Origin of the sequence: Streptomyces sp. Y2F8-2, from assembly GCF_014905555.1 — a bacterium.
GTDB classification, from domain to species: Bacteria; Actinomycetota; Actinomycetes; order Streptomycetales; family Streptomycetaceae; genus Streptomyces; species Streptomyces cynarae.
On sequence record NZ_BNGS01000010.1, the window covers coordinates 339,178 to 365,493 of the forward strand.

Annotated in this window: 25 protein-coding genes; 13 read left to right on the forward strand and 12 right to left on the reverse strand. The window is 71.7% G+C overall.

The genetic code is table 11. The features are described 5' to 3' along the window. Positions 1 to 233: 233 nt before the first annotated feature. Positions 234 to 794 (forward strand): M23 family metallopeptidase, encoded by a 561-nt coding sequence (locus SY2F82_RS30755; protein ID WP_200422415.1) that lies wholly within the window; start codon positions 234 to 236, stop codon positions 792 to 794. An 18-nt stretch (positions 795 to 812) separates the two neighbouring features. On the opposite strand, the gene SY2F82_RS30760 is transcribed toward SY2F82_RS30755, so the two are convergent. Continuing rightward, complete coding sequence (locus SY2F82_RS30760; RefSeq protein ID WP_200422416.1) at positions 813 to 1,412, reverse strand: TetR/AcrR family transcriptional regulator; 600 nt, start codon at positions 1,410 to 1,412, stop codon at positions 813 to 815. A 172-nt stretch (positions 1,413 to 1,584) separates the two neighbouring features. Between SY2F82_RS30760 and SY2F82_RS30765 the strand changes: the two genes are divergently transcribed. The 3 genes from SY2F82_RS30765 to SY2F82_RS30775 all read left to right on the forward strand — a co-directional run bounded on the left by SY2F82_RS30765 (position 1,585) and on the right by SY2F82_RS30775 (position 4,231). Further along, positions 1,585 to 3,180 carry an MDR family MFS transporter gene (locus tag SY2F82_RS30765; protein ID WP_200422417.1) on the forward strand — a complete coding sequence of 532 codons (1,596 nt, stop codon included), beginning with the start codon at positions 1,585 to 1,587 and terminating at the stop codon, positions 3,178 to 3,180. Between the two features lie 135 nt (positions 3,181 to 3,315). Further along, positions 3,316 to 3,729 carry a helix-turn-helix transcriptional regulator gene (locus tag SY2F82_RS30770; protein ID WP_200422466.1) on the forward strand — a complete coding sequence of 138 codons (414 nt, stop codon included), beginning with the start codon at positions 3,316 to 3,318 and terminating at the stop codon, positions 3,727 to 3,729. 58 nt (positions 3,730 to 3,787) lie between these two features. Beyond that, the gene (locus tag SY2F82_RS30775) at positions 3,788 to 4,231 is read left to right on the forward strand and encodes a VOC family protein (RefSeq protein ID WP_200422418.1); all 444 of its coding nucleotides are present in this window, start codon (positions 3,788 to 3,790) and stop codon (positions 4,229 to 4,231) included. Between the two features lie 57 nt (positions 4,232 to 4,288). Here the strand turns inward: SY2F82_RS30775 and cseC are convergent, their stop codons facing one another. From cseC to SY2F82_RS30800, 5 genes are all read right to left on the reverse strand, one after another. Then, entirely contained in the window at positions 4,289 to 5,629 is a 1,341-nt protein-coding gene (gene cseC / locus SY2F82_RS30780) for a two-component system sensor histidine kinase CseC (protein ID WP_200422419.1), read from the reverse strand. Positions 5,630 to 5,643: 14 nt separating this feature from the next. Next, the gene (cseB, locus tag SY2F82_RS30785; protein WP_200422420.1) at positions 5,644 to 6,348 is read right to left on the reverse strand and encodes a two-component system response regulator CseB; all 705 of its coding nucleotides are present in this window, start codon (positions 6,346 to 6,348) and stop codon (positions 5,644 to 5,646) included. A 26-nt stretch (positions 6,349 to 6,374) separates the two neighbouring features. Further along, positions 6,375 to 7,031: a hypothetical protein gene (locus SY2F82_RS30790; RefSeq protein WP_236041886.1), complete on the reverse strand. Its 657-nt coding sequence runs from the start codon at positions 7,029 to 7,031 to the stop codon at positions 6,375 to 6,377. Further along, positions 7,019 to 7,558: a SigE family RNA polymerase sigma factor gene (locus SY2F82_RS30795; protein WP_200422421.1), complete on the reverse strand. Its 540-nt coding sequence runs from the start codon at positions 7,556 to 7,558 to the stop codon at positions 7,019 to 7,021. Before SY2F82_RS30795 ends, SY2F82_RS30790 begins: the two co-directional genes overlap by 13 nt. A gap of 360 nt (positions 7,559 to 7,918) precedes the next feature. Next, positions 7,919 to 8,884, reverse strand: a complete 966-nt coding sequence (locus SY2F82_RS30800; protein ID WP_236041887.1) for an A/G-specific adenine glycosylase — start codon at positions 8,882 to 8,884, stop codon at positions 7,919 to 7,921. Positions 8,885 to 9,124: 240 nt separating this feature from the next. Between SY2F82_RS30800 and SY2F82_RS30805 the strand changes: the two genes are divergently transcribed. Beyond that, positions 9,125 to 9,937, forward strand: a complete 813-nt coding sequence (locus SY2F82_RS30805) for a hypothetical protein (RefSeq protein ID WP_200422422.1) — start codon at positions 9,125 to 9,127, stop codon at positions 9,935 to 9,937. Positions 9,938 to 10,049: 112 nt separating this feature from the next. Here SY2F82_RS30805 and disA read toward each other — a convergent pair whose 3' ends face one another. Both disA and radA read right to left on the reverse strand, forming a co-directional pair. Further along, positions 10,050 to 11,174 carry a DNA integrity scanning diadenylate cyclase DisA gene (gene disA / locus SY2F82_RS30810; protein WP_103842159.1) on the reverse strand — a complete coding sequence of 375 codons (1,125 nt, stop codon included), beginning with the start codon at positions 11,172 to 11,174 and terminating at the stop codon, positions 10,050 to 10,052. An 81-nt stretch (positions 11,175 to 11,255) separates the two neighbouring features. Continuing rightward, the gene (gene radA / locus SY2F82_RS30815; protein ID WP_200422423.1) at positions 11,256 to 12,665 is read right to left on the reverse strand and encodes a DNA repair protein RadA; all 1,410 of its coding nucleotides are present in this window, start codon (positions 12,663 to 12,665) and stop codon (positions 11,256 to 11,258) included. A gap of 225 nt (positions 12,666 to 12,890) precedes the next feature. Between radA and SY2F82_RS30820 the strand changes: the two genes are divergently transcribed. Continuing rightward, positions 12,891 to 14,612 (forward strand): hypothetical protein, encoded by a 1,722-nt coding sequence (locus tag SY2F82_RS30820; RefSeq protein WP_236041888.1) that lies wholly within the window; start codon positions 12,891 to 12,893, stop codon positions 14,610 to 14,612. A gap of 18 nt (positions 14,613 to 14,630) precedes the next feature. Here SY2F82_RS30820 and SY2F82_RS30825 read toward each other — a convergent pair whose 3' ends face one another. After that, complete coding sequence (locus SY2F82_RS30825; RefSeq protein WP_200422425.1) at positions 14,631 to 15,500, reverse strand: hypothetical protein; 870 nt, start codon at positions 15,498 to 15,500, stop codon at positions 14,631 to 14,633. Between the two features lie 71 nt (positions 15,501 to 15,571). Between SY2F82_RS30825 and SY2F82_RS30830 the strand changes: the two genes are divergently transcribed. From SY2F82_RS30830 to ilvD, 3 genes are all read left to right on the forward strand, one after another. Further along, positions 15,572 to 16,504 carry a Ppx/GppA phosphatase family protein gene (locus tag SY2F82_RS30830; RefSeq protein WP_200422426.1) on the forward strand — a complete coding sequence of 311 codons (933 nt, stop codon included), beginning with the start codon at positions 15,572 to 15,574 and terminating at the stop codon, positions 16,502 to 16,504. 271 nt (positions 16,505 to 16,775) lie between these two features. Beyond that, a complete protein-coding gene (locus tag SY2F82_RS30835) occupies positions 16,776 to 17,600 on the forward strand; it encodes a sugar phosphate isomerase/epimerase (protein ID WP_200422427.1) in 825 nt (274 codons plus the stop codon). Positions 17,601 to 17,756: 156 nt separating this feature from the next. Continuing rightward, the gene (ilvD, locus tag SY2F82_RS30840; protein ID WP_200422428.1) at positions 17,757 to 19,610 is read left to right on the forward strand and encodes a dihydroxy-acid dehydratase; all 1,854 of its coding nucleotides are present in this window, start codon (positions 17,757 to 17,759) and stop codon (positions 19,608 to 19,610) included. An 81-nt stretch (positions 19,611 to 19,691) separates the two neighbouring features. On the opposite strand, the gene SY2F82_RS30845 is transcribed toward ilvD, so the two are convergent. Then, entirely contained in the window at positions 19,692 to 21,785 is a 2,094-nt protein-coding gene (locus tag SY2F82_RS30845; protein ID WP_200422429.1) for a serine/threonine-protein kinase, read from the reverse strand. Positions 21,786 to 21,964: 179 nt separating this feature from the next. Between SY2F82_RS30845 and SY2F82_RS30850 the strand changes: the two genes are divergently transcribed. The 4 genes from SY2F82_RS30850 (at position 21,965) to proC (ending at position 24,614) form a co-directional block, all read left to right on the forward strand. Further along, the gene (locus tag SY2F82_RS30850; RefSeq protein WP_200422430.1) at positions 21,965 to 22,279 is read left to right on the forward strand and encodes an SH3 domain-containing protein; all 315 of its coding nucleotides are present in this window, start codon (positions 21,965 to 21,967) and stop codon (positions 22,277 to 22,279) included. 47 nt (positions 22,280 to 22,326) lie between these two features. After that, entirely contained in the window at positions 22,327 to 22,821 is a 495-nt protein-coding gene (locus SY2F82_RS30855; protein ID WP_200422431.1) for an EamA/RhaT family transporter, read from the forward strand. A 67-nt stretch (positions 22,822 to 22,888) separates the two neighbouring features. Then, a complete protein-coding gene (locus tag SY2F82_RS30860) occupies positions 22,889 to 23,668 on the forward strand; it encodes a class I SAM-dependent methyltransferase (RefSeq protein ID WP_200422432.1) in 780 nt (259 codons plus the stop codon). A gap of 136 nt (positions 23,669 to 23,804) precedes the next feature. Continuing rightward, entirely contained in the window at positions 23,805 to 24,614 is an 810-nt protein-coding gene (proC, locus tag SY2F82_RS30865) for a pyrroline-5-carboxylate reductase (RefSeq protein ID WP_200422469.1), read from the forward strand. A 121-nt stretch (positions 24,615 to 24,735) separates the two neighbouring features. On the opposite strand, the gene trpS is transcribed toward proC, so the two are convergent. Both trpS and SY2F82_RS30875 read right to left on the reverse strand, forming a co-directional pair. Then, positions 24,736 to 25,770 carry a tryptophan--tRNA ligase gene (trpS, locus tag SY2F82_RS30870; RefSeq protein WP_200422433.1) on the reverse strand — a complete coding sequence of 345 codons (1,035 nt, stop codon included), beginning with the start codon at positions 25,768 to 25,770 and terminating at the stop codon, positions 24,736 to 24,738. Position 25,771: 1 nt separating this feature from the next. Further along, positions 25,772 to 25,921, reverse strand: coding sequence for a hypothetical protein (locus tag SY2F82_RS30875; RefSeq protein WP_200422434.1), 150 nt, complete (start codon positions 25,919 to 25,921; stop codon positions 25,772 to 25,774). Between the last annotated feature and the right edge of the window lie 395 nt (positions 25,922 to 26,316).

The window sequence follows — 26,316 nt, forward strand, 5'->3', positions numbered from 1 at the left end:
CCCCGTGCTCGGTCCGTGACGGTGGGTCAGCCTAGCGGGCCCGCCGGGTGACATGCCGCACAGGGGGAGGGTCTGGTACGAGGGCGCCTAGTAGCGGCCGGCCGCCAGTGAGGCGCCCAGGATGGGGCGATTTCGCCGCGAGTACGGCATGTCCTCGTAGATCGCACGTTTGGTAATCGAGAGGGATGACTTGTACCAAGAAACGGTCAAGTCGCCTGCTTCCCGAGGTTTCCATGTCTCAGAGCGTCATGCCCTCCTCCTTCCGTACGTCCCGGATGCGTGCCCGGCTGGCCGTGCTGGCCGCCGGTGCCGGGGCTTCAGCCGTGCTGGGGGCCGGTGTGGCGGCCGCCGCCGGGAGCGGCGCGGTGAGCGCCGCGTCCTGGGTCCATCCGGTCAGGGGCTACTCGCTCACGGCCGGCTTCAACCAGGCCGGCGGCATGTGGCAGTCCGCCCACAGCGGGCAGGACTTCGCCGTGCCGAGCGGGACGAGCGTCGTCGCCGCGCACGCCGGGACCGTCGTCAAGGCGGGAGCGGGCGGCGCCGGGGACGGGGCGGCGTACGGCAAGGCCGTCGTCATCAGGCATGCGGGCGGCACCTACTCGCAGTACGCCCACCTCTCACGGATCGACGTCAGGGTCGGCCAGGCCGTCGCCACCGGTCAGCGCATCGGGCTGACCGGCAACACGGGCAACTCCAGCGGCCCGCATCTGCACTTCGAGGTCCGGACGACCCCGCACTACGGATCCGCCGTCGACCCCGTCGCCTACCTGAGGGGCAGGGGCGTGGCCGTCTGAGGCGTGCCCGGGCCCTCCCTACGCCGTCCCCTCACCCGAGTGGGCCTGCGTGACCAGGTCGATCGCGACCTCCAGCACCGCCCTGCGCTTGTCCTCCGGATCGCCCTCGACCTCCTGCAGGACGAACATCCCCGCGTGCATCGTGAACAGCGCGCTGACGCAGCGGACCTGGTCGGTCAGGGAGGCGTCCGGGTCCCGGATGATGTCGCGCATCTGCAGCATCCGGTCCTTGAACTGGTTGCCGATGCTCAGCTCGCGGATCGTGGCCTGGTTCTCCTGCATGAAGCGGAAGAGCGGGGCCGCGCCGGCCAGTGCCTCGCTGTAGCGGCGCAGCGCCTCCTGCTTGGTCTCGAGGGTGTGCGGCTGCGCCTTGCCCCACTCGATCAGTTCGTCGATCGGGCGGGTCAGGTCCTCGAAGATGCTGGCGAGGATCTCTTCCTTGGTCTTGAAGTGGTAGTAGAGCGCGGCCTTGGTGACGTTCAGGCGCTCGGCGATCTCCCGCAGCGAGGTCTTCTCGTAGCCCTGCTCGGCGAAGAGGTCGAGCGCCACGTCCTGGATGCGCTGACGGGTGTCCCCGCGCCGCTGCCGCTTGGTGCCTTCCATGGTGGTGCCGCCCATCCTCGTACTCCTCGCACTCCCGCAGAGCCTGTGTGCAGGCCTCCTGGCCGAGCCTACGAAACTTACTTGACGCACGGCTAGTTACGGGGCTATCTTCCCCGAGAATAGTGAACTAGCCGGGCGACAAGTAAGTAGCCGGGCGGCAGGCAGTACCAAGGGGAGTCTGGGGACCATGGCGGACAGCGCGGCACCGGCCGCTGACGGTGAGAAGAGTGAGAAACAACCTCGGAGCATACGGGTCGTCCTGCTCGCGCTGATGATCACGATGATGCTCGCGATGCTCGACAACATGATCGTGGGCACGGCGATGCCGACCATCGTGGGCGAGCTGGGCGGCCTCGAACACCTGTCGTGGGTGGTGACCGCGTACACCCTCGCCACCGCCGCCGCCACGCCGCTGTGGGGCAAGCTCGGCGACATGTACGGGCGCAAGGGCTCGTTCATGACCTCGATCGTGATCTTCCTGGCCGGCTCCGCGCTCAGCGGCATGGCGCAGAACATGGGCCAGCTCATCGGCTTCCGGGCCGTCCAGGGCCTCGGCGCCGGCGGTCTCATGGTCGGCGTCATGGCCATCATCGGTGATCTGATTCCGCCGCGTGAGCGCGGCAAGTACCAGGGCATGATGGCGGGCGTCATGGCGCTCGCGATGATCGGCGGTCCGCTGGTCGGCGGCACCATCACCGACAACTGGGGCTGGCGCTGGGCCTTCTACATCAACCTGCCGCTCGGTGTGGTCGCACTGGCCGCCATCAGCGTCGTGCTGCACCTGCCGAAGAAGCGCTCCCAGGCCCGTGTCGACTACCTCGGCGCCGCCCTGCTGACCGTCGGCATCACCTCGATCGTGCTGGTCACCACCTGGGGCGGATCCCAGTACGCGTGGACGTCCGCACGGATCATGGAGCTGATCGGGATCGGTGTCGCCGCGCTCGTCGGGTTCGTGTTCTGGCAGACGAAGGCCGCCGAGCCGGTCGTGCCGCTGCACATCTTCCGCAGCCGGAACTTCTCGCTGATGTCGGCGATCGGTTTCATCACCGGGTTCGTGATGTTCGGTGCGACGCTGTTCCTGCCGCTGTACCAGCAGTCCGTGCAGGGTGCGTCCGCGACCAACTCGGGGCTGCTGCTCCTGCCGATGCTCGGCGCCATGCTCGTGGTGTCGATGATCGCGGGGCGGGTCACCACCAACAGCGGGCGGTACAAGGTCTTTCCGGTGGTCGGCAGCGTGCTGATGATCGCGGGCCTCTTCCTGCTGTCGCAGATGGACACGGGGACCAGCCGGTTCACCTCGGGTGTGTACATGGCCGTGCTGGGTGCCGGGATGGGCTGCCTGATGCAGGTCACCATGCTGGTGGCGCAGAACAGCGTCGAGATGCGGGACATGGGTGTCGCCTCGTCGACCACGACCCTCGCGCGGACGCTGGGCTCCTCCTTCGGCGTCGCGATCATGGGTGCGCTGTTCAACAACCGGGTGCAGCACGTGATGGCCGAGCGGGCCGGTGCGCTGGGGTCGAAGATCACCGAGCAGTCGGCGCAGCTGGACGCGAAGAGCCTTCAGAAGCTGCCGGCGGCGGCGCGGGAGGCGTACCAGCACGCGGTGTCCGCGGGCACGCACTCGGCGTTCCTGCTCGGCGCGGTGGTGGCCGTGCTCGCGCTGGCTGCGGCGGTGTTCGTGAAGGAGGTCCCGCTGCGGGGAGCAGGACCCGACAAGCAGGCCGGGGCCGCGGCTGGGGACGCCGCGGATGTGCCGCCGGCGGTTGCAGAGGCCGTCTGACCGGCACGGGCTCCGGCCCGAGGCCCCCGGGTGCGTGCGCCCGGGGGTCTTTCGGCGCGCGGACGGGCGCACCGGGCGAGTCTCGCCCCCGCCGCCCTGTCGGTGCCGCGTGGCAGCATCGGGGGCGTGGACAAGATGCGGCAGCTGCGGCTGGCCAAGGATCTGATGGACCGGGACTGGGCCGACCCGGCGCTCGATCTGGAGGCCGTCGCGGACCGTGCCGGGTACTCGCGGTATCACTTCCTGCGCGCCTTCAAGGAGGCGTACGGCGAGACGCCGCGGCAGTATCTGACGCACCGGCGCATCGAGCGCGCCGAGGACCTGCTGCGCACCGCCGATCTGTCCGTGACCGAGATCTGCCATCTCGTGGGGTTCAGCAGCGTCGGGACGTTCTCGGCGCGGTTCAAGGCCTGGACCGGGCTCACGCCCAGCGAGTACCGCGCCAAGCACGTCGGCCGCGGCGCCGCGCTCATACCCGGGTGCTACGCGATGCTCTGGGCGGGCGGGTTCCGCAGGAGCGAGCAGAGCAATTCCGGAGAAGCGGGGTGAAGGGTCCGCTGCTTACCGTGGCAGCGCACACCGCACCTCCCACCTCCAGGAGCACACCATGATCAAGGGGCTCGCCATCACCACCGTCTGGGTCCTCGACCAGGACCGGGCCAAGGAGTTCTACACGCAGAAGCTCGGCCTCGAGGTCCGCACGGACATGACCATGGGCGACGGCGGCATGCGCTGGCTCACCGTGGGAGCCCCGGACCAGCCCGACGTCGAGCTGACGCTCATGGTGCCCGGGCCGCCGGCGATGGACCCCGAGTCCGCCGAGATGATGAAGAAGCTCATCGCCAAGGGCGCTCTCGGCGCAGGTGTACTGGCCACCGACGACATCCACGGCGACTGCAAGCGGCTCAAGGACCGCGGCGTGGAGTTCCTCCAGGAGCCGCAGGAGCGGCCGTACGGCACCGAGGCGCTCTTCCGCGACGACTCCGGCAACTGGTTCTCCTTCACCCAGCGCCGCGAGGGCGGTCTGGACTTCGAGAAGGAGTGGAGCTAGCCGGCTCCTCCCCGTCCTGCTGCCGGCCCCGGTCCTGCGGCCTCCCGGTCCCGCTCCTTACTTTCCCGACAGCGGCAGCATCGGGAAGCTGCCCGTGTCCGTCGGTGCGTGCTCCGGCAGCCACAGCACCGCCACCGCCCCCTCGGCCGGCACATGCTCCGGCACCCCGGGCGCCCGGATGTTGCGGAACGTCAGCCGGGCGCCCAGCACCCGCGCCTGCCCCGCCGCGATCGTCAGCCCCAGGCCATGGCCCTGGCCCGAGCGGTCCGACCGGCCCGTACGGAACCGGCTCGGGCCCTCGGCCAGCAGCTCCTCGGGGAAGCCGGGCCCGTGGTCCCGTATCCGGATCACCCGGCCCTCGATGGACACCTCGATGGGCGGCTTGCCGTGCCGGGCCGCGTTCGCCAGCAGGTTGAACAGCACCCGCTCCAGACGGCGCGGGTCCGTGGTGACCGCCGACTCGTGGATCACCCTGACCGCGACGTCCGGCTCCTTCGCGGCCACCCGCCGGGTCACGAACTCACCCAGCATGATGTCCTGCAGCTCGGCCCGCTCGGACGCGCCGTCCAGACGGGCCACCTCCAGGACGTCCTCCACGAGCGTGCGCATCGCCTTCGCCCGGTCCAACACCAGTTCGGTGGGGCGGCCCGGCGGCAGCAGCTCCGCCGCCGTGAGCAGACCCGTGACCGGTGTGCGCAGCTCGTGCGCGATGTCCGCCGTCACCCGCCGCTCCGCCTCGAGCCGCTGCTGCAACGCGTCCGCCATCGCGTCCACCGCCCGCGCCAGATCGTCCGTCTCGTCGCGTACGACACCACCGATCGCGTCCCGTACGCGCACGTCCGTCTCGCCCTTGGCGACCCGGTTCGCCGCGGCCGCCGCCTTGCGCAGCCGGCCCGACAGCTGCCCGCCGATCAGCACGCCGAGCGCGGAGCCCCCGAGGACCACCGCGATCGAACCGATGATCAGGGCCTGGTCGAGGTCCTTGATCACCCCGACGCTGCGGTCCGTGCGGATGTGCAGGGACAGCACCTGGCCGTCCTTGAGCGGTACGGCGGCCCAGGTGTCCGGCACCCCGTTGCGGTCCCAGGACGCGAAGGTGGCGCGCCTGCCCTGCATGACCTTCTCCAGCAGGTCCCGCGGGATGGCCGGATCGTCGATCTTGGTCCCGAAGGTCTGGGTGCGCCCGGACTCGTACATCCGCTGCGCCACCTGGATGCGCTCGTAGGCGAGGTCACGTGCGCTGTTCAGCATCGACACCTGGGCCGCGTTGTGCACGACCAGGCTCAACGCGATCGCGACGAGCGCCCCGACCAGGGCGATCGCCGCGCTGAGCTTCCATCTCAGACCGGTGCGTATGGCCGCGTCCTCGGGTACGAGGCGGCCGATGATCCCCCGCATGCTCCTGTCCCCGCTCACGCCTTCAACTTGTAGCCGAAACCGCGGACCGTCTCGATCCGGTCCTGGCCGATCTTGGTGCGCAGCCGCTGCACATGGACGTCGACGACACGGGTGTCCCCGCCCCAGCCGTAGTCCCACACGCGCTCCAGCAGCTTGTCGCGCGACAGTACGGTGCCGGGCGCCGACGAGAACTCGAGCAGCAGGCGCATCTCGGTCGGCGTCAGGGCCACCGGCTGCCCGGCCCGCCGGACCTCCATCCCCTCGGTGTCGACCTCCAGGTCACCGAAGGTGAGCACCCCGTCGTCCCCGGGCGAGGTGTCCTCGGCCGCCCGGCCGGCGCCGCTCGCGTGCCCGAAGCGGCGCAGCACCGCACGGATGCGCGCCACCAGCACGGCGCCGTCGAAGGGCTTGGTCACGTAGTCGTCGGCGCCCGCTTCCAGACCGAGCACCACGTCGATCGAGTCGGCCCGCGCGGACAACATGATCACCGGCACGGTCGACTCGTCGCGGATGCGCCGGCACAGGCTGACCCCGTCCAGGCCCGGAACCATCACGTCCAGCAGGGCGATGTCGGGGCGGCGGGCGCGGAACGCCTCCAGGCCCGACAGGCCGTCGGGCATGGCGGTCACCGCGAAGCCGTCCCGCTCCAGCGCGAGCTGGGTGGCCTCGCGGATGACGTCGTCGTCCTCGACGAACAGGACGTGTGTCTGCTCTGCCATCCGCTGCTCTCAGTAGGGGTCAGGTGTCAGTTCTTGGCGGGGGCGGGGGTGCCGCTGTTGCCCACGGCGTTGCTGTACTCGTTGCGTGTGCGGGATATCTCGGTGAAGTGGCTGGTCCTCCAGTCGAAGGTGATCACTTCCTCGCTGGAGGGGTACGACACCGGGTCGCCCTTCTCGTACATCTGCTGGGTCACCACCAGGTCGCCGCGGTCGATCTCCGCGTAGACCGGCGGCTCCTCGGCCTTGAACACATTCTGGTACCTGTGGTTCTTCATCCGGTACACGTACGAGCCGATCCCGACCGCGTCACCGCACGTCATCACGTTGACCACGATGTCGTCGACATCGCCGCCGGTGAGGTCGCCGTAGGACACGTCGACCGGGTACTCGTCGGCCACGCAGGGCTTCAGGTCCTCCTTGACCACCTTGGCGACCTGAGGGTCGTCCTTGACGATCTTCACCACTTCGGCGCGCGTGGGCTCCTTGGTGGTGGGCGACGGCGACGGCGTGGCGGCACCCGCGATGACCGGGTCGCTGCCCGCGGGGCCCTCGTCCCGGGCGCCCGCGCCGCCCGTGGCGCAGGCGGAGACGAAAAGCCCGAGGGCGGTGACCGCGGCCACCGCCGCCGTCACCGCCTTCAGGGCTCCGCTGAGCCGTATGACCCCCGTACCTAGGCGGCGCAACGCTCCCGCTCCTCACGCTCCAGCGCGCGTGCGTCCAGGTCGCGGGCTTCCAGCTCCTCCCGGAGCCGGGCGAGCGCCCGGTGCAGCGTGCTCTTGACCGTACCGGCCGACATGCCGAGGGCGGCGGCCGTCTCCTCCGTGGACATCTGCTCCCAGTGTCGCAGCACGACGACGCTGCGCTGCTTGGGAGCGAGCACCTTCAGGACGTCCATCAGCAGGGCACGGGCGGCGTGCTGCTCCGTGGAGTCCTCCACCGACGCGTCCGGGAGCTGCTCGGTGGGGACCTCCTCCAGTTTGCGCGAGCGCCACCACTCGGTCCGCGTGTTGATCATGACGCGGCGCAGGTAGGCGTCGGCCAGCCGCTTGTCCGCGATGCCGTCCCAGCGGCCGTACGTGCGCACCAGCGCGGTCTGCAGCAGGTCCTGGGCGTCGGTCGGGTCGGGGACCAGCCGGCGCGCGCTGCGCAGCAGCGCGTCCTGCCGGGTGCGTACGTACTCTTCGAACTCGAGCACCTCGCCGTGCGCCATTCCAACCGCCTCCGTTCCCCGTTTTCCGACCTGTGGTCCGGCTGCGCCCCGCAGCCCGGCCGGTTCCTCACAACTTCGAGCGGGCTCGTCCCGAGCCCGGGTGCCGCACTGTCGGCGGCACGCATATGAAGTTACGGACGAGTTGTCACGGCGTTGTCCGTTCCAGGCTGCGGAGAGCACTCGGCTGTCCGTCGGTTGTGTAACAGGCGTAGGAACGGGGTAAAGGCAGGCGGGAGTTGGGGCGAGTATGGGGTGATTTGTCAGGTGGGTAGGGGGTCGGAGGCTGTGATGTGGCGCCGGTGTTGCTGTGACGGGACCAAAGGTCGGCTGTGAAATCGGCGAACGGGGCGCTCGGACGGGTCAGGTGAGGGGCAGGCGGTAGAGGCGGCCCGGGAGGGGCTCCACCAGGCCGTCGGAGACCAGGCCGTCCAGTGCGCGGGCGCGCTGGACCGGGTCGTCCCAGACGCGGTCGAGCACCGACTGCGGTACCGGGCCCACGGCCTCCCGCAGTACGGCCAGCAGCCGGCCGCGCACCTGACGGTCCGTGCCCGCGTACGTCTGCCCGCGGCGCGGCGGACCGTCGTGCTCGGGCTTCCCGGCCAGTCGCCAGGCGCACTGCGTGGCGATCGGGCAGCGGTGACAGTTCTCGTTCTTCGCCGTGCAGATCAGCGCGCCGAGTTCCATGGAGGCGGCGGCCCAGCGCGAGGCGGTGCGCTCGTCGTCCGGCAGCAGCTCCCGGGCGAGCCTGCGCTCGGCGGCGGTGGTGGCGTTGGGCGGGTACTGCACGCCGGTGACCGCGCGGGCCAGGACCCGGCGCACATTGGTGTCGAGCACCGGGTGCCGCTGGCCGTACGCGAACGACGCGACGGCGGCGGCCGTGTACTCGCCGATGCCGGGCAGGGCGAGCAGTTGGGCGTGGTCGGTGGGGACGTCGCCGCCGTGCCGTTCCGTTATGGCGACCGCGGCGCCGTGCAGGCGGAGGGCGCGGCGGGGGTAGCCGAGGCGGCCCCAGGCGCGGACCGCTTCGCCGGGGGGTTCCTTGGCCAGGTCGGCCGGGCGGGGCCAGCGGGCGAGCCACTGCTCGTAGACGGGCAGAACACGGTTGACCGGCGTCTGCTGCAGCATGAACTCACTGACCATCACGCCCCAGGGCCCGGCCTCCGGGCGCCGCCACGGGAGATCACGGGCGTGCTGCTCGAACCAGGCGATGACCGGGCCGTGCAGGGCCGTGCCGGGGGCTTGGCCGGTGGCGGTGGAGCCGGGGGTGTCGTCGGTCTGGGCGGGGGCGGGGGCGGTGGCGGTGGCGGGGGTGGTGGGTGCAGTCATGGCGTAGTCGATCCTGCCATGCCGGGGGTGGTCGGGTGGGGGACCGGCTCGGGGTGGTTTTGTCCGGGATGGCCTCTCGTGGGCTCCGGCGGTCGGGCTCGGTGTCCGTGGGTGAGGGCACCCTCCGGAGAGTTCGCCGGCTCGGCGGACGCGGTTCTCCGAGATGATGATCCGGAAAAGTTGTGGCCCGGGCGGCGGGTGGGGCCAGGTGTGGGGGAGATCTCTCGTACAGTTTGCGCCGTGGGATCTCTGCGCAATCCGGTTGGGCCGCTTCCCTCCTCCATCTACTGGCGACGGAGGGCCGTAGTGCTGTCCGTGGTCGCCCTGTTGGTGCTGCTCGTCGTGTGGGCGGTCACCTCCTCCTCCGGCGGCGGGAAGAACAAGGCGGACGGCTCGAACGGCAAGCATCCCACGTCGTCGATCACGCCGGGCCCGTCCGGTACGGGGCCCGCGATCAGCCAACGCCCGGGCGGGCGTGACGAGTCGGGCGGTGGCGACGGCTCCGGGTCCTCCGGGTCGTCGGGCTCCGGGGCCTCCGGCGGGACGGGCGGCGCCGGATCCGGTGGCGCGGGCGACGGGGTCAACGTCGGTGGCAGCGGCGGCACTTCCTCCTCCGCCGACCAGCTCCCCGCAGGTGGTGGGGCGACGCTGCCCAACTGCGCATCCGGCGCGGTGCAGTTGACACTGCGCAGCCTGCACAACACCTACGAGCCCGGGGACACCCCCACCTTCCAGCTGATCGCCAAGAACACCTCGGGCGGCGACTGCAAGGTCGACCTCGGCCCCAAGTACGCGGTGCTGACGATCACTCAGGCGGGGGGCGGCAGCGCCTTCTGGACCTCGGCGGACTGCCCCGGCGGCTCGGGCGGTGCGCTGTTCCGGGTGCCCGCGAACGAGCAGGTCACCTACACCGTGAAGTGGGACCGCAAGCACAGCGCGCCGAATTGCGCGACACCCCCGGCGGGTTCCGCGCCGGCGGGCACCTACCTGGTCGAGGCGAAGGTCCCCGGCTTCCCGAAGGCCCAGACGTCGTTCGTGCTGGCGAAGGACTAGCGCCTGTCCTCGGGACGAGCTGGGCGTGGCGGGCCCCGGCCCGCGAGTACGGCAACCCCGACCGCCGGGTGCCGTGCGCGGCACAGTGCCCCGGCCCCGGCTCAGCCGTCGGTCAGACGTACCGTTCGAGGATCGAGGACTCCGCCAGCCGCGACAGGCCCTCGCGTACGCTCCGTGCCCGGGCCTCGCCCACGCCGTCCACCGTCTGCAGGTCGTCCACGCTGGCCGCGAGCAGTTTCTGGAGGCCGCCGAAGTGCTCCACCAGGCGGTCGATGATCGCGCCGGGCAGCCGCGGGACCTTCGCCAGCAGGCGGAAGCCGCGCGGGGACACCCCGGAGTCGAGCGCCTCGGGGGAGCCGGTGTAACCCAGCGCCTTGGCGACCGTGGACATCTCCAGGAGCTCCGCGTGGCTCAGCGCGTCCAGCTCGGCCAGCGCCTCCTCGACCGTGCGGGAACGCTTCGCGGTCGGTTCCGGCACGTAGTCGCGGACCACCAGTTCGCGCTCGGGCTCCACGCCTGCGATCAACTCGTCGAGCTGGAGGGCGAGGAGGCGGCCGTCCGTGCCCAGCTCGACCACGTACTCCGCGATCTCGGTGGCGATGCGGCGCACCATCTCCAGCCGCTGCGCCACCGCGGAGACGTCCCGGACCGTCACCAGGTCCTCGATCTCCAGCGCGGACAGCGTCCCGGCCACCTCGTCCAGGCGGAGCTTGTACCGCTCCAGGGTGGCCAGGGCCTGGTTGGCGCGGGACAGGATCGCCGCCGAGTCCTCCAGGACCCGGCGCTGCCCGTCGACGTACAGCGCGATCAGGCGCATCGACTGGGAGACCGAGACCACCGGGAAGCCGACCTGCTTGCTCACCCGGTCCGCCGTGCGGTGCCGGGTGCCCGTCTCCTCCGTCGGGATCGTGGGGTCCGGGACGAACTGCACGCCGGCTCTCAGGATCTTCGACAGGTCCGAGGAGAGCACCAGGCCGCCGTCCAGCTTGCACAGCTCCCGCAGCCGGGTGGCCGTGAACTCCACGTCCAGGACGAAACCGCCCGTGCACATCGCCTCGACGGTCTTGTCCGAGCCGAGCACGATGAGACCGCCGGTGTTGCCGCGGAGGACGCGCTCCAGTCCGTCACGCAGGGGCGTGCCAGGAGCCACGGCGCTCAGTGAGGCGCGCATCAGGCGATCGGAACCGGCACTCCCACCGGACTTTCCGGGAGCTGCTGCCCGGTCGTTGGCTGCCACTGCACTCCTCCGGTCGCAGGTTCTGGGGCGCTCCCGTGTCGCACACTCGGTTCGTACGGACGGGCGAGACCAGGGCAAAGTCTACCGGCGGTCCTCCTCCTCCCGCGGGGCCTCTCGCCGACGGGAGCGGGGCAGGACCCGCAGCGCGTCCCCCACGTCCGCCACTTCCAGCACCTTCATCCCGGGCGGGATCCTCCCGGGATCGGCCGGTACGAGGGCGTGGGTGAAGCCCAGGCGGTGGGCCTCGGCCAGGCGGCGCTGGACGCCCGTGACCCGTCTGACCTCTCCGGCGAGGCCGACCTCGCCGATCGCCACCAGGTTCTTGGGCAGCGGGGTGTCGCTCGCGGCGCTCGCCAGCGCGAGTGCGACCGCCAGGTCGGCGGCCGGCTCGGAGAGCTTCACCCCGCCGACGGTCGCGGAGTAGATGTCCCGCTTGCCCAGGGCGCTGATCCGGCCGCGCTGCTCCAGCACGGCGAGCATCATCGAGACGCGGGAGGTCTCCAGGCCGGACGTGGTGCGCCGCGGGGAGGGGATCTGCGAGTCGACGGTCAGTGCCTGCACCTCGGCCACCAGGGGGCGGCGGCCTTCCAGGGTGACGGTGAGGCAGGTGCCGGGGACCGGCTCGTCGCGGCGGGTCAGGAACAGGCCGCTGGGGTCCGCGAGGCCCGTGATGCCCTCGTCGTGGAGCTCGAAGCAGCCGACCTCGTCCGTGGCGCCGTAGCGGTTCTTGACGCCCCGGACCAGGCGCAGGCGTGCGTGCCGGTCGCCCTCGAAGTGCAGGACGACGTCCACCAGGTGTTCCAGCAGGCGCGGACCCGCGATCGCGCCGTCCTTGGTGACGTGGCCCACCAGGAGCGTGGCCATGCCGCGCTCCTTGGAGGCGCGGATCAGGGCCCCGGCGACCTCGCGCACCTGGGCCATGCCGCCGGGCGCGCCGTCGATCTCCGGGGAGGCGACGGTCTGGACCGAGTCGAGCACGAGCAGGGACGGCTTGACCGCGTCGAGGTGGCCGAGGACGGCCGCGAGGTCCGTCTCCGCCGCCAGGTAGAGGTGGTCGTGGATGGCTCCGATGCGGTCGGCGCGCAGCCGCACCTGGCTCGCGGACTCCTCGCCGGTGACATACAGCGTGCGGTGCTCGTCGCTCGCCGCCTTCGCCGCGACGTCGAGCAGCAGCGTGGACTTGCCGACGCCGGGTTCGCCCGCCAGCAGCACGACCGCGCCCGGCACGAGTCCGCCGCCGAGGACGCGGTCCAGCTCGGGCACGCCGGTGGGGCGGGCGGTGGCCTGCCGCCCGTCGACCTGGCCGATCGGCAGGGCGGAGGTGGTCACCCGTCCCGGTGTCGTCGTCCGCACGGCGGGCGCGCCGTACTCCTCGATCGTCCCCCAGGCCTGGCACTCGGGGCAGCGGCCGAGCCACTTGGCCGTCTGCCAGCCGCACTCGGTGCAGCGGTAGGACGGCCGGTCCTTGGAGGTCTTCGTACGGGCAGCCATGGTCGAAACCGTAGCGGGGGCCACTGACAACCGGTCGCACGGCAGCCGGGAGGGGAGCTTCGGCAGGGCGGTCCTACACCCCGGCGCCCCGCTGCCCTGCGCGCCCCCCAAGCTGCGGAATACATCGTTCCTGTCCCCTTATGAGGGATCGTTTCACCCGTACGGAGTAAAAGTGCTCAAGGGGGAAGAAGGTGCCGGTCATCGCCGCCTACGGTCGCACGGGTGATGAGCAGCAGGCCGGAGATCTCGACGCACGCCGCCGGCGCACACCCGGCGCGCAACGACGCGCGGCAGCGGGGAAGCGCGCCCCGTGGCGCGACCCCCCGCACCCCGGCGCAGCGCCTGCCCGCGCGCTACGACCCCTACGTGGACGGACTGTTCACCTACTGCCTGTCCGTGCTGTGCGACCACGACGCGGCGACCGAGGCCCTCGCGGACGCCCTGGCGCTCGCCGAGCGCCGCGGCACCCGCGGCCCGCGGTCCCACGACGACCACCGCGCCTGGCTCTACGCCCTCGCCCGCTGGTCCTGCCTGCGCCGCCTCGCCGAGGCCCGGCGCCACCGCAGGGCCGGGCGCGGCCGTGACCTCGGCGCGCACAAGGAAGCCGCCGACCGGCGCGCCGCCGCGGCCCTCGGCACCACCCCCGAGCCTGCCGACGAGACCCAGGAGCGGCGCCGCCGCGAGCTCGCCCAGCTCGCCTGGCCGGAGGCCGCCGGCACCACCCCCGAGCAGCGCGAGGCGCTCGAACTCGCGGTACGCCACCAGCTCGCCCCCCGTGAGGTCGCCGCCGTGCTCGGCCTGGACCCCACCGCCACCCGGGAGCTGCTGGCCGCCGCCGCCTGCGAGGTGGAGCGCACCCGCGCCGCCCTCGCCGTCGTCGAGACCGGCACCTGTCCGGGCGTCGCCCGTCTCACCGGCGACCACCGGCTCGTCCTCAGCGCCGCCCTGCGCCGCGAACTCGTCCGCCACGTCGACGACTGCCCGCGCTGCCGTCGTACCGCCGAGCGCGCCGTTCCCGGCACCTGGCCCGGCACCAGCGTCACCCCCGCCGCGCTGCCCGTACTTCAGGCCCCGCGCGCGGCCCTGCACACCTCGATGACGCGCGCCGCACGCGCGCGTGGCGGTGCCCCCCGCTTCGACCGGCGCGGCTTCCCCATGGACCCGAAGGACCACGCGGCCCGCCGCGACCGCCTCCGCGCGCGTGCCGTCACCACCACCGTCGTCGCCACCGTGGTCGCCGCCCCGGTGTTCGCCCTGTGGGCCGCCTACCGCGGCCCCCTCACCGGTGAGGCCGCCGACGGCCGCCCCGCCACCGCGCGCGAGGTGCAGGGCACGGCGCCGCTCGGCGGCGAGGGCGCGGGCGGGTACGAGAACGCGGGCAACGCCAGTGCGAGGCCCGGCGCCCGCCTCCCCGGCAAGGACGGCCGCACACCCGACGTCTCCGTCGAGGTCATCGGCGTGTCGACGGGCGCCCCGGGCGAGGGGCGCCTGGCGGTGACGGCCCGCAACGACGGCACCACCACCCTGATCACCCTCACCGCGTCCGGCAGCTCACCGGTCCACTGGTCCGCGACGTCGGGCGCCTCCTGGCTGTACATGAGCCAGTCCTCGGGCACGCTCGACCCCGGCGCGTCGTCCACGATCCGCGTCTACGTCGACCACCTCCGTGAGCCCTCCGGCCCGTGGCACGCGCAGGTGGCGGTGGCCCCGGCGGGCGCCGTCGTCTCGATCGACGGCCACGGCGCGGCGGGCCCGTCCGAGCCGCGCCCCACCCCCACCCGGACCGTCCCGTCCGACCCCTCACCGACCGGTCCGCCGCCCGGCTCGGACCCCACCCCCGGCGACCCGACCCCGACCGACCCGCCGACGTCCGGCCCGTCGCCCTCCGACCCGCCGGCCTCGAGCCCGCCGCCCACCGACAGCGGCGCCCCGAGCCCGGCCTCGTAGGCCGCCTTGTCCGTACCGTCAGGCCACGGGATCCGCGGGGTGCGGTGCCACCAGCGGCAGCTGCGACGCCAGGCGCTGCTCGCACAGCTCGGCCAGGCGGTCGTACCCCGCCTTGCCCATCAGCTCGGTCAGCTCCGCCCGATAGGAGACGTACACCGGGTCGCCCGCGCCGTGCGCCGACGTCGCCGACGTGCACCACCAGTGCAGGTCGTGGCCGCCCGGACCCCAGCCCCGGCGGTCGTACTCACCGATCGACACCTGCAGCACCCGGGTGTCGTCGGGCCGGTCGATCCACTCGTACGTGCGCCGGATCGGCAGCTGCCAGCACACGTCCGGCTTGGTCTCCAGCGGCTCGCGGCCCTCCCTGAGGGCGAGGATGTGCAGCGAGCAGCCCGCGCCGCCCGCGAACCCGGGCCGGTTCTGGAAGATGCACGAGCCCTGGTACGGGCGGGTCTGCCGGGACCCCTCGTCGTCCTCCACGACCCAGCCCGTCTCCATGCCCACGTCATGGTGCTGCCAGATCTCCGGGGTGAGCCGTGCCACGTGCTCGGCCACCCGCTTCTCGTCGTCCTCGTCCGAGAAGTGCGCCCCCAGAGTGCAGCACCCGTCGTCCGCGCGGCCCGCCTGGATGCCCTGGCAGCCGCTTCCGAAGATGCAGTTCCAGCGCGAGGTCAGCCATGTCAGATCGCAGCGGAAGACCTGTTCGTCGTCGGCCGGATCCGGAAACTCCACCCACGCGCGCGCGAAGTCGAGCCCCTTCTCGTCACTCGCCTTCAGCGCTTTCCTCGCCATCTTCAGGGCCTTCTTCGACGGGGACGCCTTCGCCTGCGAAGAATCCTTCGGCCCCGTGGAGGATTTGTCGGTCTTCGCCTTTTTCGTCTTTGGCACGCCTCCAGAGTAAGTGGCCCCGGACCGCTTCGGGGACGGCAGATCCCCGCACTGGCAGTAGCGTTCCGTACATGAGACTCGGTGTCCTCGACGTGGGTTCGAACACGGTGCATCTGCTGGTAGTGGACGCCCACCCCGGCGCGCGCCCCCTGCCCGCGCACTCGCACAAGGCGGAGCTGCGGCTCGCCGAACTCCTGGACGGCGACGGAGCCATCGGCCAGGAGGGCGTGGACAGGCTGATCGCCGTCGTCCGGGACGCCCTCCAGGCCGCCGAGGACAAGGGCGTCGAGGACCTGCTGCCGTTCGCCACCTCCGCGGTGCGCGAGGCCGGCAACGCCGACGACGTCCTGGCCCGGGTCGAGGACGCCACGGGCGTCCGGCTGCAGGTGCTGACCGGCGAGGAGGAGGCCCGGCTGACCTTCCTCGCCGCCCGCCGCTGGTTCGGCTGGTCCGCGGGCAAACTCCTCGTCCTCGACATCGGCGGCGGCTCCCTGGAGATCGCCTACGGCATCGACGAGGAACCCGACGCGGCGGTGTCCCTGCCGCTGGGCGCCGGCCGGCTGACCGCCGCCTGGCTGCCCGGCGACCCGCCCGACCCCGAGGACGTCAGGGCGCTGCGCCGCCACGTACGGACCGAGATCGCCCGAACGGTCGGCGAGTTCAGCCGCTTCGGGCCGCCCGACCACGTCGTCGCCACCTCCAAGACGTTCAAGCAGCTCGCCCGCCTCGCCGGGGCGGCCCGCTCCGCCGACGGCCTGTACGTCCAGCGCGAACTGAAGCGGGAGTCACTGGAGGGCTGGGTGCCCCAGCTCGCCGGGATGACGGCCGTGCAGCGCTCGGAGCTCCCGGGTGTCTCCGACGGCCGTGCCGGCCAGCTGGTGGCCGGGGCGCTGGTCGCGGAGGCGGCGATGGACCTGTTCGGCGTGGAGGCGCTGGAGATATGCCCCTGGGCACTGCGGGAGGGAGTGATCCTGCGGAGGCTGGACCACATGGGCTCGGTGTGAGCCGGGGGTCCCACCGCATGGGCTCGGTGTGAGCCGGGGGTCCCACCGCATGGGCTCGGTGTGAGCAGCGGATCTCCACATCGGCCCGGTGTGAGCAGTGGGTGCCCCCACAAGGGCGCGGGACTGTGACCGCTGCCGATCCGCCGCGCGGTCGCGAGGGGCCACGGCTCGTGACGCCGAGCTGACCCGCAAGGCACCCCCTAGTGACCTCGGCCACCCCCACCCCCCACTCCCGGCCCAACCGCCGGAGGCACCCCGTACCCTGTCCCTCGTGGCAGAACCAGCGGTGCGCATCCCGGATGCGAAGGTCGCGCTGTCGACGGCCTCCGTCTACCCGGAGTCGACGGCGACGGCCTTCGAGATCGCCGCGCGCCTCGGGTACGACGGGGTCGAGGTCATGGTGTGGACCGACCCGGTCAGCCAGGACATCGAGGCGCTGCGTCGGCTCAGCGACTACCACCAGATCCCCATTCTGGCCGTCCACGCCCCCTGTCTGCTGATCACACAGCGGGTGTGGTCCACCGACCCCTGGGTCAAGCTCCAGCGGGCCCGTGCGGCCGCCGAGAAGCTCGGCGCCGGCACCGTCGTGGTCCATCCGCCCTTCCGCTGGCAGCGCCAGTACGCCCGTGACTTCGTGGACGGCATCTGGCGCATGGCGAACGAGACGGATGTGCGGTTCGCCGTCGAAAACATGTACCCGTGGCGCTACCGGGACCGCGAGATGCTCGCGTACGCCCCCGACTGGGACGTCACGAAGGACGACTACCGGCACTTCACGATCGACCTCAGTCACGCCGCGACGGCCCGCACGGACGCCCTGCAGATGCTCGACCGCATGGGCGACCGCCTCGGCCACGTCCACCTCGCCGACGGCAACGGCTCCAACAAGGACGAGCACCTCGTCCCCGGCCGCGGGATACAGCCCTGCGCCGAGGTCCTGGAGCGGCTGGCTCTGGGCGGCTTCGACGGCTACGTCGTCATCGAGGTCAACACCCGCCGCGCCATGTCCGGCGCCGAGCGCGAGGCCGACCTCGCGGAGGCCCTCGCCTTCACCCGGCTGCACCTGGCGTCGGCGGTGCGGGTATCCGGCCGGTGAGCGGGCTCCGGCCCGGCCGAGGACCGAAGACGGCCCTGAGACACACGTCCCGCATTCCGGACATCGTGTCCGTCCCTTGGAGCACCGGCGTACGCTCGACGTGAGCCAGAACTCCGCCAGGCTCCCTGGTGGAACTCTCCGAAGGAGCGAGCGACGATGCCCGAGCTGAGGTCCCGCACAGTCACCCACGGCCGCAACATGGCGGGCGCCCGCGCCCTTATGCGCGCCTCCGGTGTACCCGGTGCGGACATCGGACGGAAGCCGATCATCGCCGTCGCCAACTCCTTCACCGAGTTCGTCCCGGGCCACACCCACCTCCAGCCGGTCGGCCGGATCGTCAGCGAGGCGATCCAGGAGGCCGGCGGCATCCCGCGCGAGTTCAACACCATCGCGGTGGACGACGGCATCGCCATGGGCCACGGCGGCATGCTGTACTCCCTGCCCTCCCGCGACCTGATCGCGGACAGCGTGGAGTACATGGTGGAGGCCCACTGCGCCGACGCCCTGGTCTGCATCTCCAACTGCGACAAGATCACCCCGGGCATGCTGATGGCCGCCCTGCGCCTGAACATCCCGACGGTCTTCGTCTCCGGCGGCCCGATGGAGTCCGGCCGGGCCACCCTGGTCGACGGCACCGTCCGCACCCTGGACCTGGTCGACGCGATCTCCGACGCCGTGAACGACAAGGTCTCCGACGAGGACATCCTCCGCATCGAGGAGAACGCCTGCCCGACCTGCGGCTCCTGTTCCGGCATGTTCACCGCCAACTCGATGAACTGCCTCACCGAGGCGATCGGCCTCTCTCTCCCCGGCAACGGTTCGGTCCTCGCCACCCACACCGCCCGCAAGCAGCTGTACGTGGACGCGGCCCGCACGGTCATGGACCTCACCCGCCGCTACTACGAGCAGGACGACGACACGGTCCTGCCGCGCAACATCGCCACCTTCTCCGCCTTCGAGAACGCGATGGCCCTCGACATCGCGATGGGCGGCTCCACCAACACGATCCTGCACCTGCTGGCGGCGGCCCAGGAGGCGGGCGTCCCCTTCGGCCTGGAGGAGATCGACCAGGTCTCGCGCCGGGTGCCGTGCCTGGCGAAGGTGGCCCCGAACGTCGCCAAGAACCGCACGTACTACATGGAGGACGTGCACCGCGCCGGCGGCATCCCCGCCCTCCTCGGCGAGCTGCACCGCGCGGGCCTGCTGAACGAGGACGTGCACGCCGTCCACAGCCCGTCCCTCGCGGACTGGCTGAAGACGTGGGACGTCCGCGGCGGATCACCCTCCCCGGAGGCCGTGGAACTGTGGCACGCGGCCCCCGGCTGCGTCCGCTCGGCCGAGGCCTTCTCCCAGTCGGAGCGCTGGGAGGCCCTCGACGAGGACGCCGAGAACGGCTGCATCCGCTCCGCGGAGCACGCGTACTCCAAGGACGGCGGCCTGGCGGTGCTCAAGGGCAACCTGGCCGAGGACGGCTGCGTGGTGAAGACCGCGGGCGTCGACGAGTCGATCTGGACCTTCGAAGGCCCTGCGGTCGTCTGCGAGTCGCAGGAGGAGGCCGTCGAGAAGGTCCTCACCCAGCAGGTCAAGGAGGGCGACGTCGTCGTCATCCGCTACGAGGGCCCCAAGGGCGGCCCCGGCATGCAGGAGATGCTGTACCCGACCTCGTACCTCAAGGGCCGCGGCCTGGGGAAGGCCTGCGCGCTGATCACGGACGGCCGCTTCTCCGGCGGCACATCGGGCCTGTCGATCGGTCACGCGTCACCGGAGGCGGCCTCCGGCGGCACGATCGCCCTGGTGCGGGACGGCGACCGCATCCGCATCGACATCCCGAACCGCACGATCGAGCTCCTGGTCTCCGACGAGGAGCTCGACACCCGCCGTGCCGCGCTGAACGGCGTCTACGCCCCCGCGAACCGCGACCGCAAGGTCTCCGCGGCACTGCGCGCGTACGCCGCGATGGCGACGAGCGCGGACAAGGGCGCGGTGCGCGATGTGACGAAGCTGGGCTGAGGACTCACTCCAGGAGCCGTTGAGGACTCACTCCAGGAACGCCGCAAAGGGCCGCCCGCCGCCGGGCGGCCCTTTCGCGTCCTACCAGCGAGCCGGGTCGCGTCCGTCGACGGCGAAGACGGTGCCGTCGGGGGCGGCGGCGTAGACGTGGTGGTCGACGACCAGGGGTTCGGGCAGCGCCGCCATGACCCGGTCCGAGCTCGGGCCCAGCCGTGGCCGGGTCTGACCGGTGAGCTTCCCGTCACGGGCGTCGACGGCTATGAGCCGCCCGTCGGCCGCCGTGAAGTACACCTGCCCATCGGCCACGACGGGCGCCGAGCCGCGGCTCACGGATGTTTCCAGATGCCACAGTTCCTTCCGCGTGTCCAGGTCCACGGCCTTCAGCGCACCGCCCGCCGCCAGGAGGTAGACGACGGTTCCGTGCACGGTCGCGCGCGCGCCGTCCAGCGCGATGGTCAGGGACACGCGGCGCGCCGATCCGGAACCGGGGGCGTAGCGGACGACCGCTCTCGTCTCCCCGTAGGCGCCCAGGGAGAGGAAGAAGAGGGAGCCGTCCTTGGAGGCGAAGGGTTCGAGCTGCCCGCTGAGCCGGGCGTCCCACCGCACGTCGCCGGTCACCGGATCCACCGCGGTGACGCGCGTGATGCTCCCGTCATCGGAGACGCTCGTCGCGTACGCCGCCGGGTCTGCTGGGAACGAGCTGAACAGGGGCATGCTCTGGCCGGGGATCCGCCGGTGCCATTTCGTGTCGCCCGATGCGCTGTCGACGCCGGTGACAGTGCCGTCCTTACCGGTGATCAGCAGCATGCCCCCGGCCGACCGCAATCCGTTGTACGACGGGACGCCGCGCTGCCAACGAGTCCTGCCCGAAACGGGGTCCAACGCCTCCATACGCCGTCCCTCGCCCAGCAGCGGCTGCACCAGGCCGCCCGACAGGGCCGGCGGCCCGCTCCTGAGCGCCGTGGCGACGCCGTGCCTCCACAGCAGCGTGCCGTCGGCCGGATCGAGGGCATAGACGAGCCCTGACCGTGCGCACAGCAGCTTCCCCGCCCCGTAAGAACAGTGGGGCGCACTGGTGCCCCCGGAAACCGGAGGCGTCTGCCACTGGTGGAATCCGTCCGCCGGGGCCGACCGGGTGGTGGCCCGCCGTGGCCCGCCGTCTCCCAGCAGGGGAATCGAGGCGAACGCGCCGACGGCCACCAGACCGAGCGCCCCGGCGGCCAGGGCCGTCCGCTTGCGCAGCCGCCCCCTCAGCCGCGGCCGCGGCTTCTCGGGGCCGGCCGGGGACTTCGGTACGTCGCTGTCGCCCGCCCGCTGCGCCTGTATGAACGGCTGGGTGTCGTACGAGGCCGCCACCGACCGCAGTTCCCGCATCAGTTCGTCCGGTGTGGGCCGGTCCTCGGGTTCCTTGGCGAGGCACCGCAGCACGAGCGGCGCCAGATCCTCCGGTACGCCGGCCAGCTCCGGTTCGTCGTGCACCACCTGGTAGGCCACGATGTACGGACTGTCCGAGTCGAACGGCCCCCGCCCGGTGGCCGCGTGCACCATCACGGACCCGAGCGCGAAGACGTCGGCGGCCGGGCCGACCTCCCTCGGCCGCCGGAACTGCTCGGGCGCCATGAAGGGCGGCGTGCCGATCAACTTGCCCGTCTCGGTGTGCAGTTCGCTGTCCGTCGGCCGGGAGATGCCGAAGTCGATGACCTTGGGGCCGTCCTCGGCGAGCAGCACGTTGCTCGGCTTCAGGTCCCGGTGCACGACCCCGGCCCGATGGATGTCGCGCAGCGCCTCCGCGAGCCCGGCCATCAGCCGGCGCAACTGGGCCGGGACCATGGGCCCGTTCCGCTTCACATGGTCGGACAGGGTCGGTCCGGGGATGAAGAGCGTGGCCATCCAGGGCCGTTCGGCCTCCGGGTCGGCGTCGACGACGGGCGCCGTGAAGGCACCGCTCACCCTCCGGGCCGCGGCCACCTCCTGCCGGAAACGGCCCCTGAACTCGGGGTCCTTGGCGTACTCGGCGTGGACGACCTTCACCGCCAGCTTCATCCCGGAGGCGCTGCGGGCCAGGTGCACCACGCCCATGCCGCCGGAGCCCAGGCAGGAGTCCAGACGGTAGTTACCGGCGTACTCGGGAAGTTCCGCTTCCGCGCCCGCTCCGGTGTTGCGCTGTGGCGTCATGGACCACCCCCGTGCTGTTCGTCCGCGCGCGCGACGCACGGAGCCTAGTCGATGACTCGTACGAGACCGAGGCGGCTTGCCAGCCTCCGCGTGCGCGTCATACATGTGTGTTTGAAGGTGTGACACGAGGGAATCAACGGACCCCATGACAGTCATGGGGCTCGAGGGGGAGGATGTCCATGTCTGTCGACCACGTGGAAGACGCCGAGCGCGACACCGAGCAGCAGGCCGTCACGGCGATGGCTCTGCGCTACTACTCGGTCGCCCCGGGAGTCCGGCTCAACGTCCGCAGCGGCCCCGGCACCGGCTACACCATCGTCCGGGTCCTGCCCGAGGGTGCCAAGGTGCCGATCTACTGCCAGACGCCGGGCACGACGGTGACCGGTCCGTATGGCACGAGCAACATATGGGACAACATCGACAGCGGCGAGTACGTCTCCGACGCGTATGTGAACACCGGCAGCGACGGCTACGTAGCCCCGCGCTGCGGCTGACCGTCCCGCCGCGGGGGCCCGCCCACCGCCGGAGTGATAATCGACGCGTGAGCGACGACAACGGCACTCCGGACACCCCCAAGGGCGGCCCCCGCCCCGAACCGATCCGCTTCTTCGGCACCACCTGGGTGGATCACGACGGCGGCTACACGGTCCGCCGTATCGCCGTGTCCGTCGGCTCCCTCGCCGCCGCGGCGATCTCCTGCCTCGTCCTGCGCTTCGCCTACCAGGGCCTGAGCATCGCCGACGTCGGCGCACCGGTGACGTTCCTGGTCGTGGTCATGTTCGCCGTGTGCAGCGCACTCGCGTTCGGCCACACCTGGGGAGCCTTCACCAAGCGCCCCGACCCCGAGCGCCAGTCCTCCCTGCGCGGCCTCCTCACCATCGGCTTCGTCGGCTCCCTCCTCGCCTACTTCTTCCGCTCCCTGACCGAGGCCCCCGGCGAGAAACTCCACCGCGAGGAGTACGACCAGGCCCGCGCCGCCCACGAGAAGCGCACCTCGCGCCGCACCGGCAACCCCTCCCGTCGGCGCCGTTCCTGACCCGGGCCTCGCCCAACGCCGCGTAAACCCGCTGCCCCGGCCGCCGCCTCCCGGCCACCATGGGCGTATGACCGCGCCCTCCCGAGCCGCCCGCGCCCACTCCTTCAACGCGGCCGCCGCCCAGTACGCCGCGAACCGGCCCTCCTACCCGCCCGCCCTCTTCGACGCTCTCGAAGACCTCGCCGACCGCCCCCTCGCCGGCGCCCGCGTGGCCGACATCGGCGCCGGCACCGGTATCGCCACCACCCTGCTCAAGGCACGCGGCGCGCACGTACTCGCCGTGGAGCCCGGCGCCGGCATGGCCGACCAGTTCCGCCGCACCCTCCCCGACGTCCCGCTCCTGCGCGGCGACGGCAACGCCCTCCCGCTCGCCACCGCCTCCATCGACGTCCTCACCTACGCCCAGTCCTGGCACTGGACCGACCCGGCCCGCTCGGTCCCCGAGGCCCTGCGCGTCCTGCGGCCGGGCGGCGCGCTCGCACTGTGGTGGAACATGGACGCCCAGGACGTCCCCTGGATCACCGAGCAGGCGGACCGCATCAAACGCTTCTTCGGCACCGAGAAGGCCACCAAGAACGGCGCCGGCGGCACCACCCGTACCGAACTCGCCTTCGAAGGCGCCCCCGAGATCCCCGCCCACGCCCGCCACGTCGTCCGCTGGAGCCGTACGGTCCCCGTCGACACCCACCTCGCCAACATCGGCAGCCACTCGATCTTCCTGGTCGGCGGCGAGGAACGCGCCAGGGCCTTCCTCGCCGAGGAGCGGGACCACCTCCTCAAGACCTTCCCGGACGGCCGTGTCGAGGAGGTCTACGACGTGCTACTGATCGTGGCCCGGCGGCACTAGCCGCGGGCAGTCGTGCCCGGGGCGGCGCGGCACGGCACGCACAGCCACCGTCCCGCCCACCGGACACCCCGCCGAGCGCACCCTCCCCGGTGCGAGGATGACCGAAGGACGACGCACCCCGGAGGGCCCCACCACCATGACCCAGAAAGTCGCAGTCCTCGGTACCGGCAAGATCGGCGAAGCCCTGCTCAGCGGAATGATCCGAGCCGGCTGGGCCCCCGCCGACCTCCTGGTGACCGCCCGCCGCCCGGAGCGGGCCGAAGAGCTCCGCGCCCGCTACGGCGTCACCCCGGTCACCAACCCCGAGGCCGCGAAGTCCGCCGACACGCTCATCCTCACGGTCAAGCCCCAGGACATGGGCACGCTCCTGGACGAACTCGCACCCCACGTTCCCGCCGACCGTCTGGTCATCAGTGGGGCCGCCGGCATCCCCACCTCCTTCTTCGAGGCCCGCCTCGCCGTCGGCACCCCCGTCGTCCGCGTCATGACGAACACCCCCGCCCTCGTCGACGAGGCCATGTCCGTCATCTCCGCCGGCACCCACGCCACCGCCGACCACCTGGCCCACACCGAGGAGATCTTCGGCGCCGTCGGCAAGACCCTCCGTGTCCCCGAGTCCCAGCAGGACGCCTGCACCGCGCTGTCCGGCTCGGGCCCGGCGTACTTCTTCTACCTGGTCGAGGCCATGACCGACGCCGGCATCCTGCTCGGCCTGCCCCGTGACAAGGCCCACGACCTCATCGTCCAGTCCGCGATCGGCGCGGCGGTGATGCTCCGCGACAGCGGCGAGCACCCGGTCAAGCTCCGCGAGAACGTCACCTCGCCCGCGGGAACCACCATCAACGCCATCCGCGAACTCGAGAACCACGGCGTACGGGCCGCCCTCATCGCCGCCCTGGAAGCCGCCCGCGACCGCAGCCGCGAACTGGCCTCCGGCAACAACTGACGTCCCCCGGGGGCGGGTGCGGGTCACCCCGCCCCGCGCACGTCCTCCTCCGTGGTCACCACGCGCGCGAACCCGCCCCCCTCAGTGACGCCGACCCTCCCCATGCCCGGGATCGCGCGCTCTACCGAGCCGCGTTCACCACGGGTTCCCGCACCCCGGAAGCCGCCGGCAGCAGGCCGATCGCGCGATAGGCGGCATCCACGGTCGGCCGGGCCACCGCCCGCGCCCGCTCCGCACCGTCGCGCAGCACGTCCTCCACATGCGCGGGATCGGCGCACAACTCCCGATGCCGCTCCTGCACCGGCCTCAGCAGCTCGACCACGGCCTCCGCGGTGTCCTTCTTCAGGGCGCCGTACGACGTGTACGCGCCGCTCAACTCCTCGGGATCACCCCCGGAGCAGGCGGCGAGGATCTCCAGGAGATTGGCCACGCCGGGTCGCGCCTCCGGGTCGTAGACGACGTCCGCCCCGCTGTCGGTCACCGCACGCATGACCTTCTTCCGTACGACGTCCGGCTCGTCGAGCAGATAGACGATCCCAGGACCGGAGTCATCGGACTTGCCCATCTTCGACATCGGGTCCTGAAGGTTCATGACGCGGGTCGCGATCTTTGGAGGCGTCGCCCGGGGCACCACGAACGTGTGCCCGTAGCGCTGGTTGAACCGCACGGCCAGATCCCGCGCCAGCTCCACGTGCTGCGTCTGGTCGTCCCCGACCGGCACCTCGTCCGTTGCGTACGCCAGGATGTCCGCGGCCATCAGCACGGGATACGTCAGCAGGGACAGCCGTACGCTCCCACCCCGCGCCCGCTCGCGCGCGGCCTTCTCCTTGTACTGGATCATGCGCCGCATCTCGCCGTCGGTGGCCACGCACTCCAGCAGGTACGACAGCCGCGCATGCTCGTCTACGTGGCTCTGCACGAACAAGGTGCACCGCTCCGGCTCGAGCCCGGCCGCCAGCAACAGCGTCGCCGCCTGCCGACTGAGCCTGCGCACCCGCGCCGGATCGTGGTCCACGGTCAAGGCATGCAGATCGACGACGCAGAAGAGCGCGTCCGCCCGGTGCTGGTCGACGTCCACCCACCGCTGGATGGCCCCCAAGTAGTTTCCCAGCGTCAGGTGTCCGGTCGGCTTGACCCCGCTGAAGACCCGTGTCATCTCACTCCACCTCCTGGTCGGGGCCGCCGCCTTCGGCCGGCCGCCCCTCGGAGATCCGGAGGGAGATACGAGAACGGCCGCCGAGGCGGCGGCCGTTGAGCGCATACGTGAGTCCGGCCGCCGTCAGGCGGCCCACCACAGCTGGTTGCACGTACGCGAAGTCATGGCATCGAGGGTACGCCCACCGGGACCCGATGCAAGGGGCGCGGGGCCGAGTTGACACGTACCGGACCGATCCGTAGTGTTCTCCGGGTTGCCCGACGTGAGCGCCGACTCCGGTCGGTCCCCGGGCAGCCACTCCGCAGGTACCCACCGATAATCGGCGCCACATCGTCGTGTTTATTGGTGTGCGTATTTTCGGAATGTAGGAACGAAGCCCCCGATTAGCTCGGGAGCCGAGAATCCGCTAAAGTCTCACTCGTCGGAACGGCCCAAGGGCCGGGAGGACAAGCCCGGTTGACTGGGCATCAGCCCCCGAAGGTGACTGAGGGATCTGATAAAGTCGACAAAGCCGGAAGGCCGAAAGGCCGGAAAGCACCGAGGAAA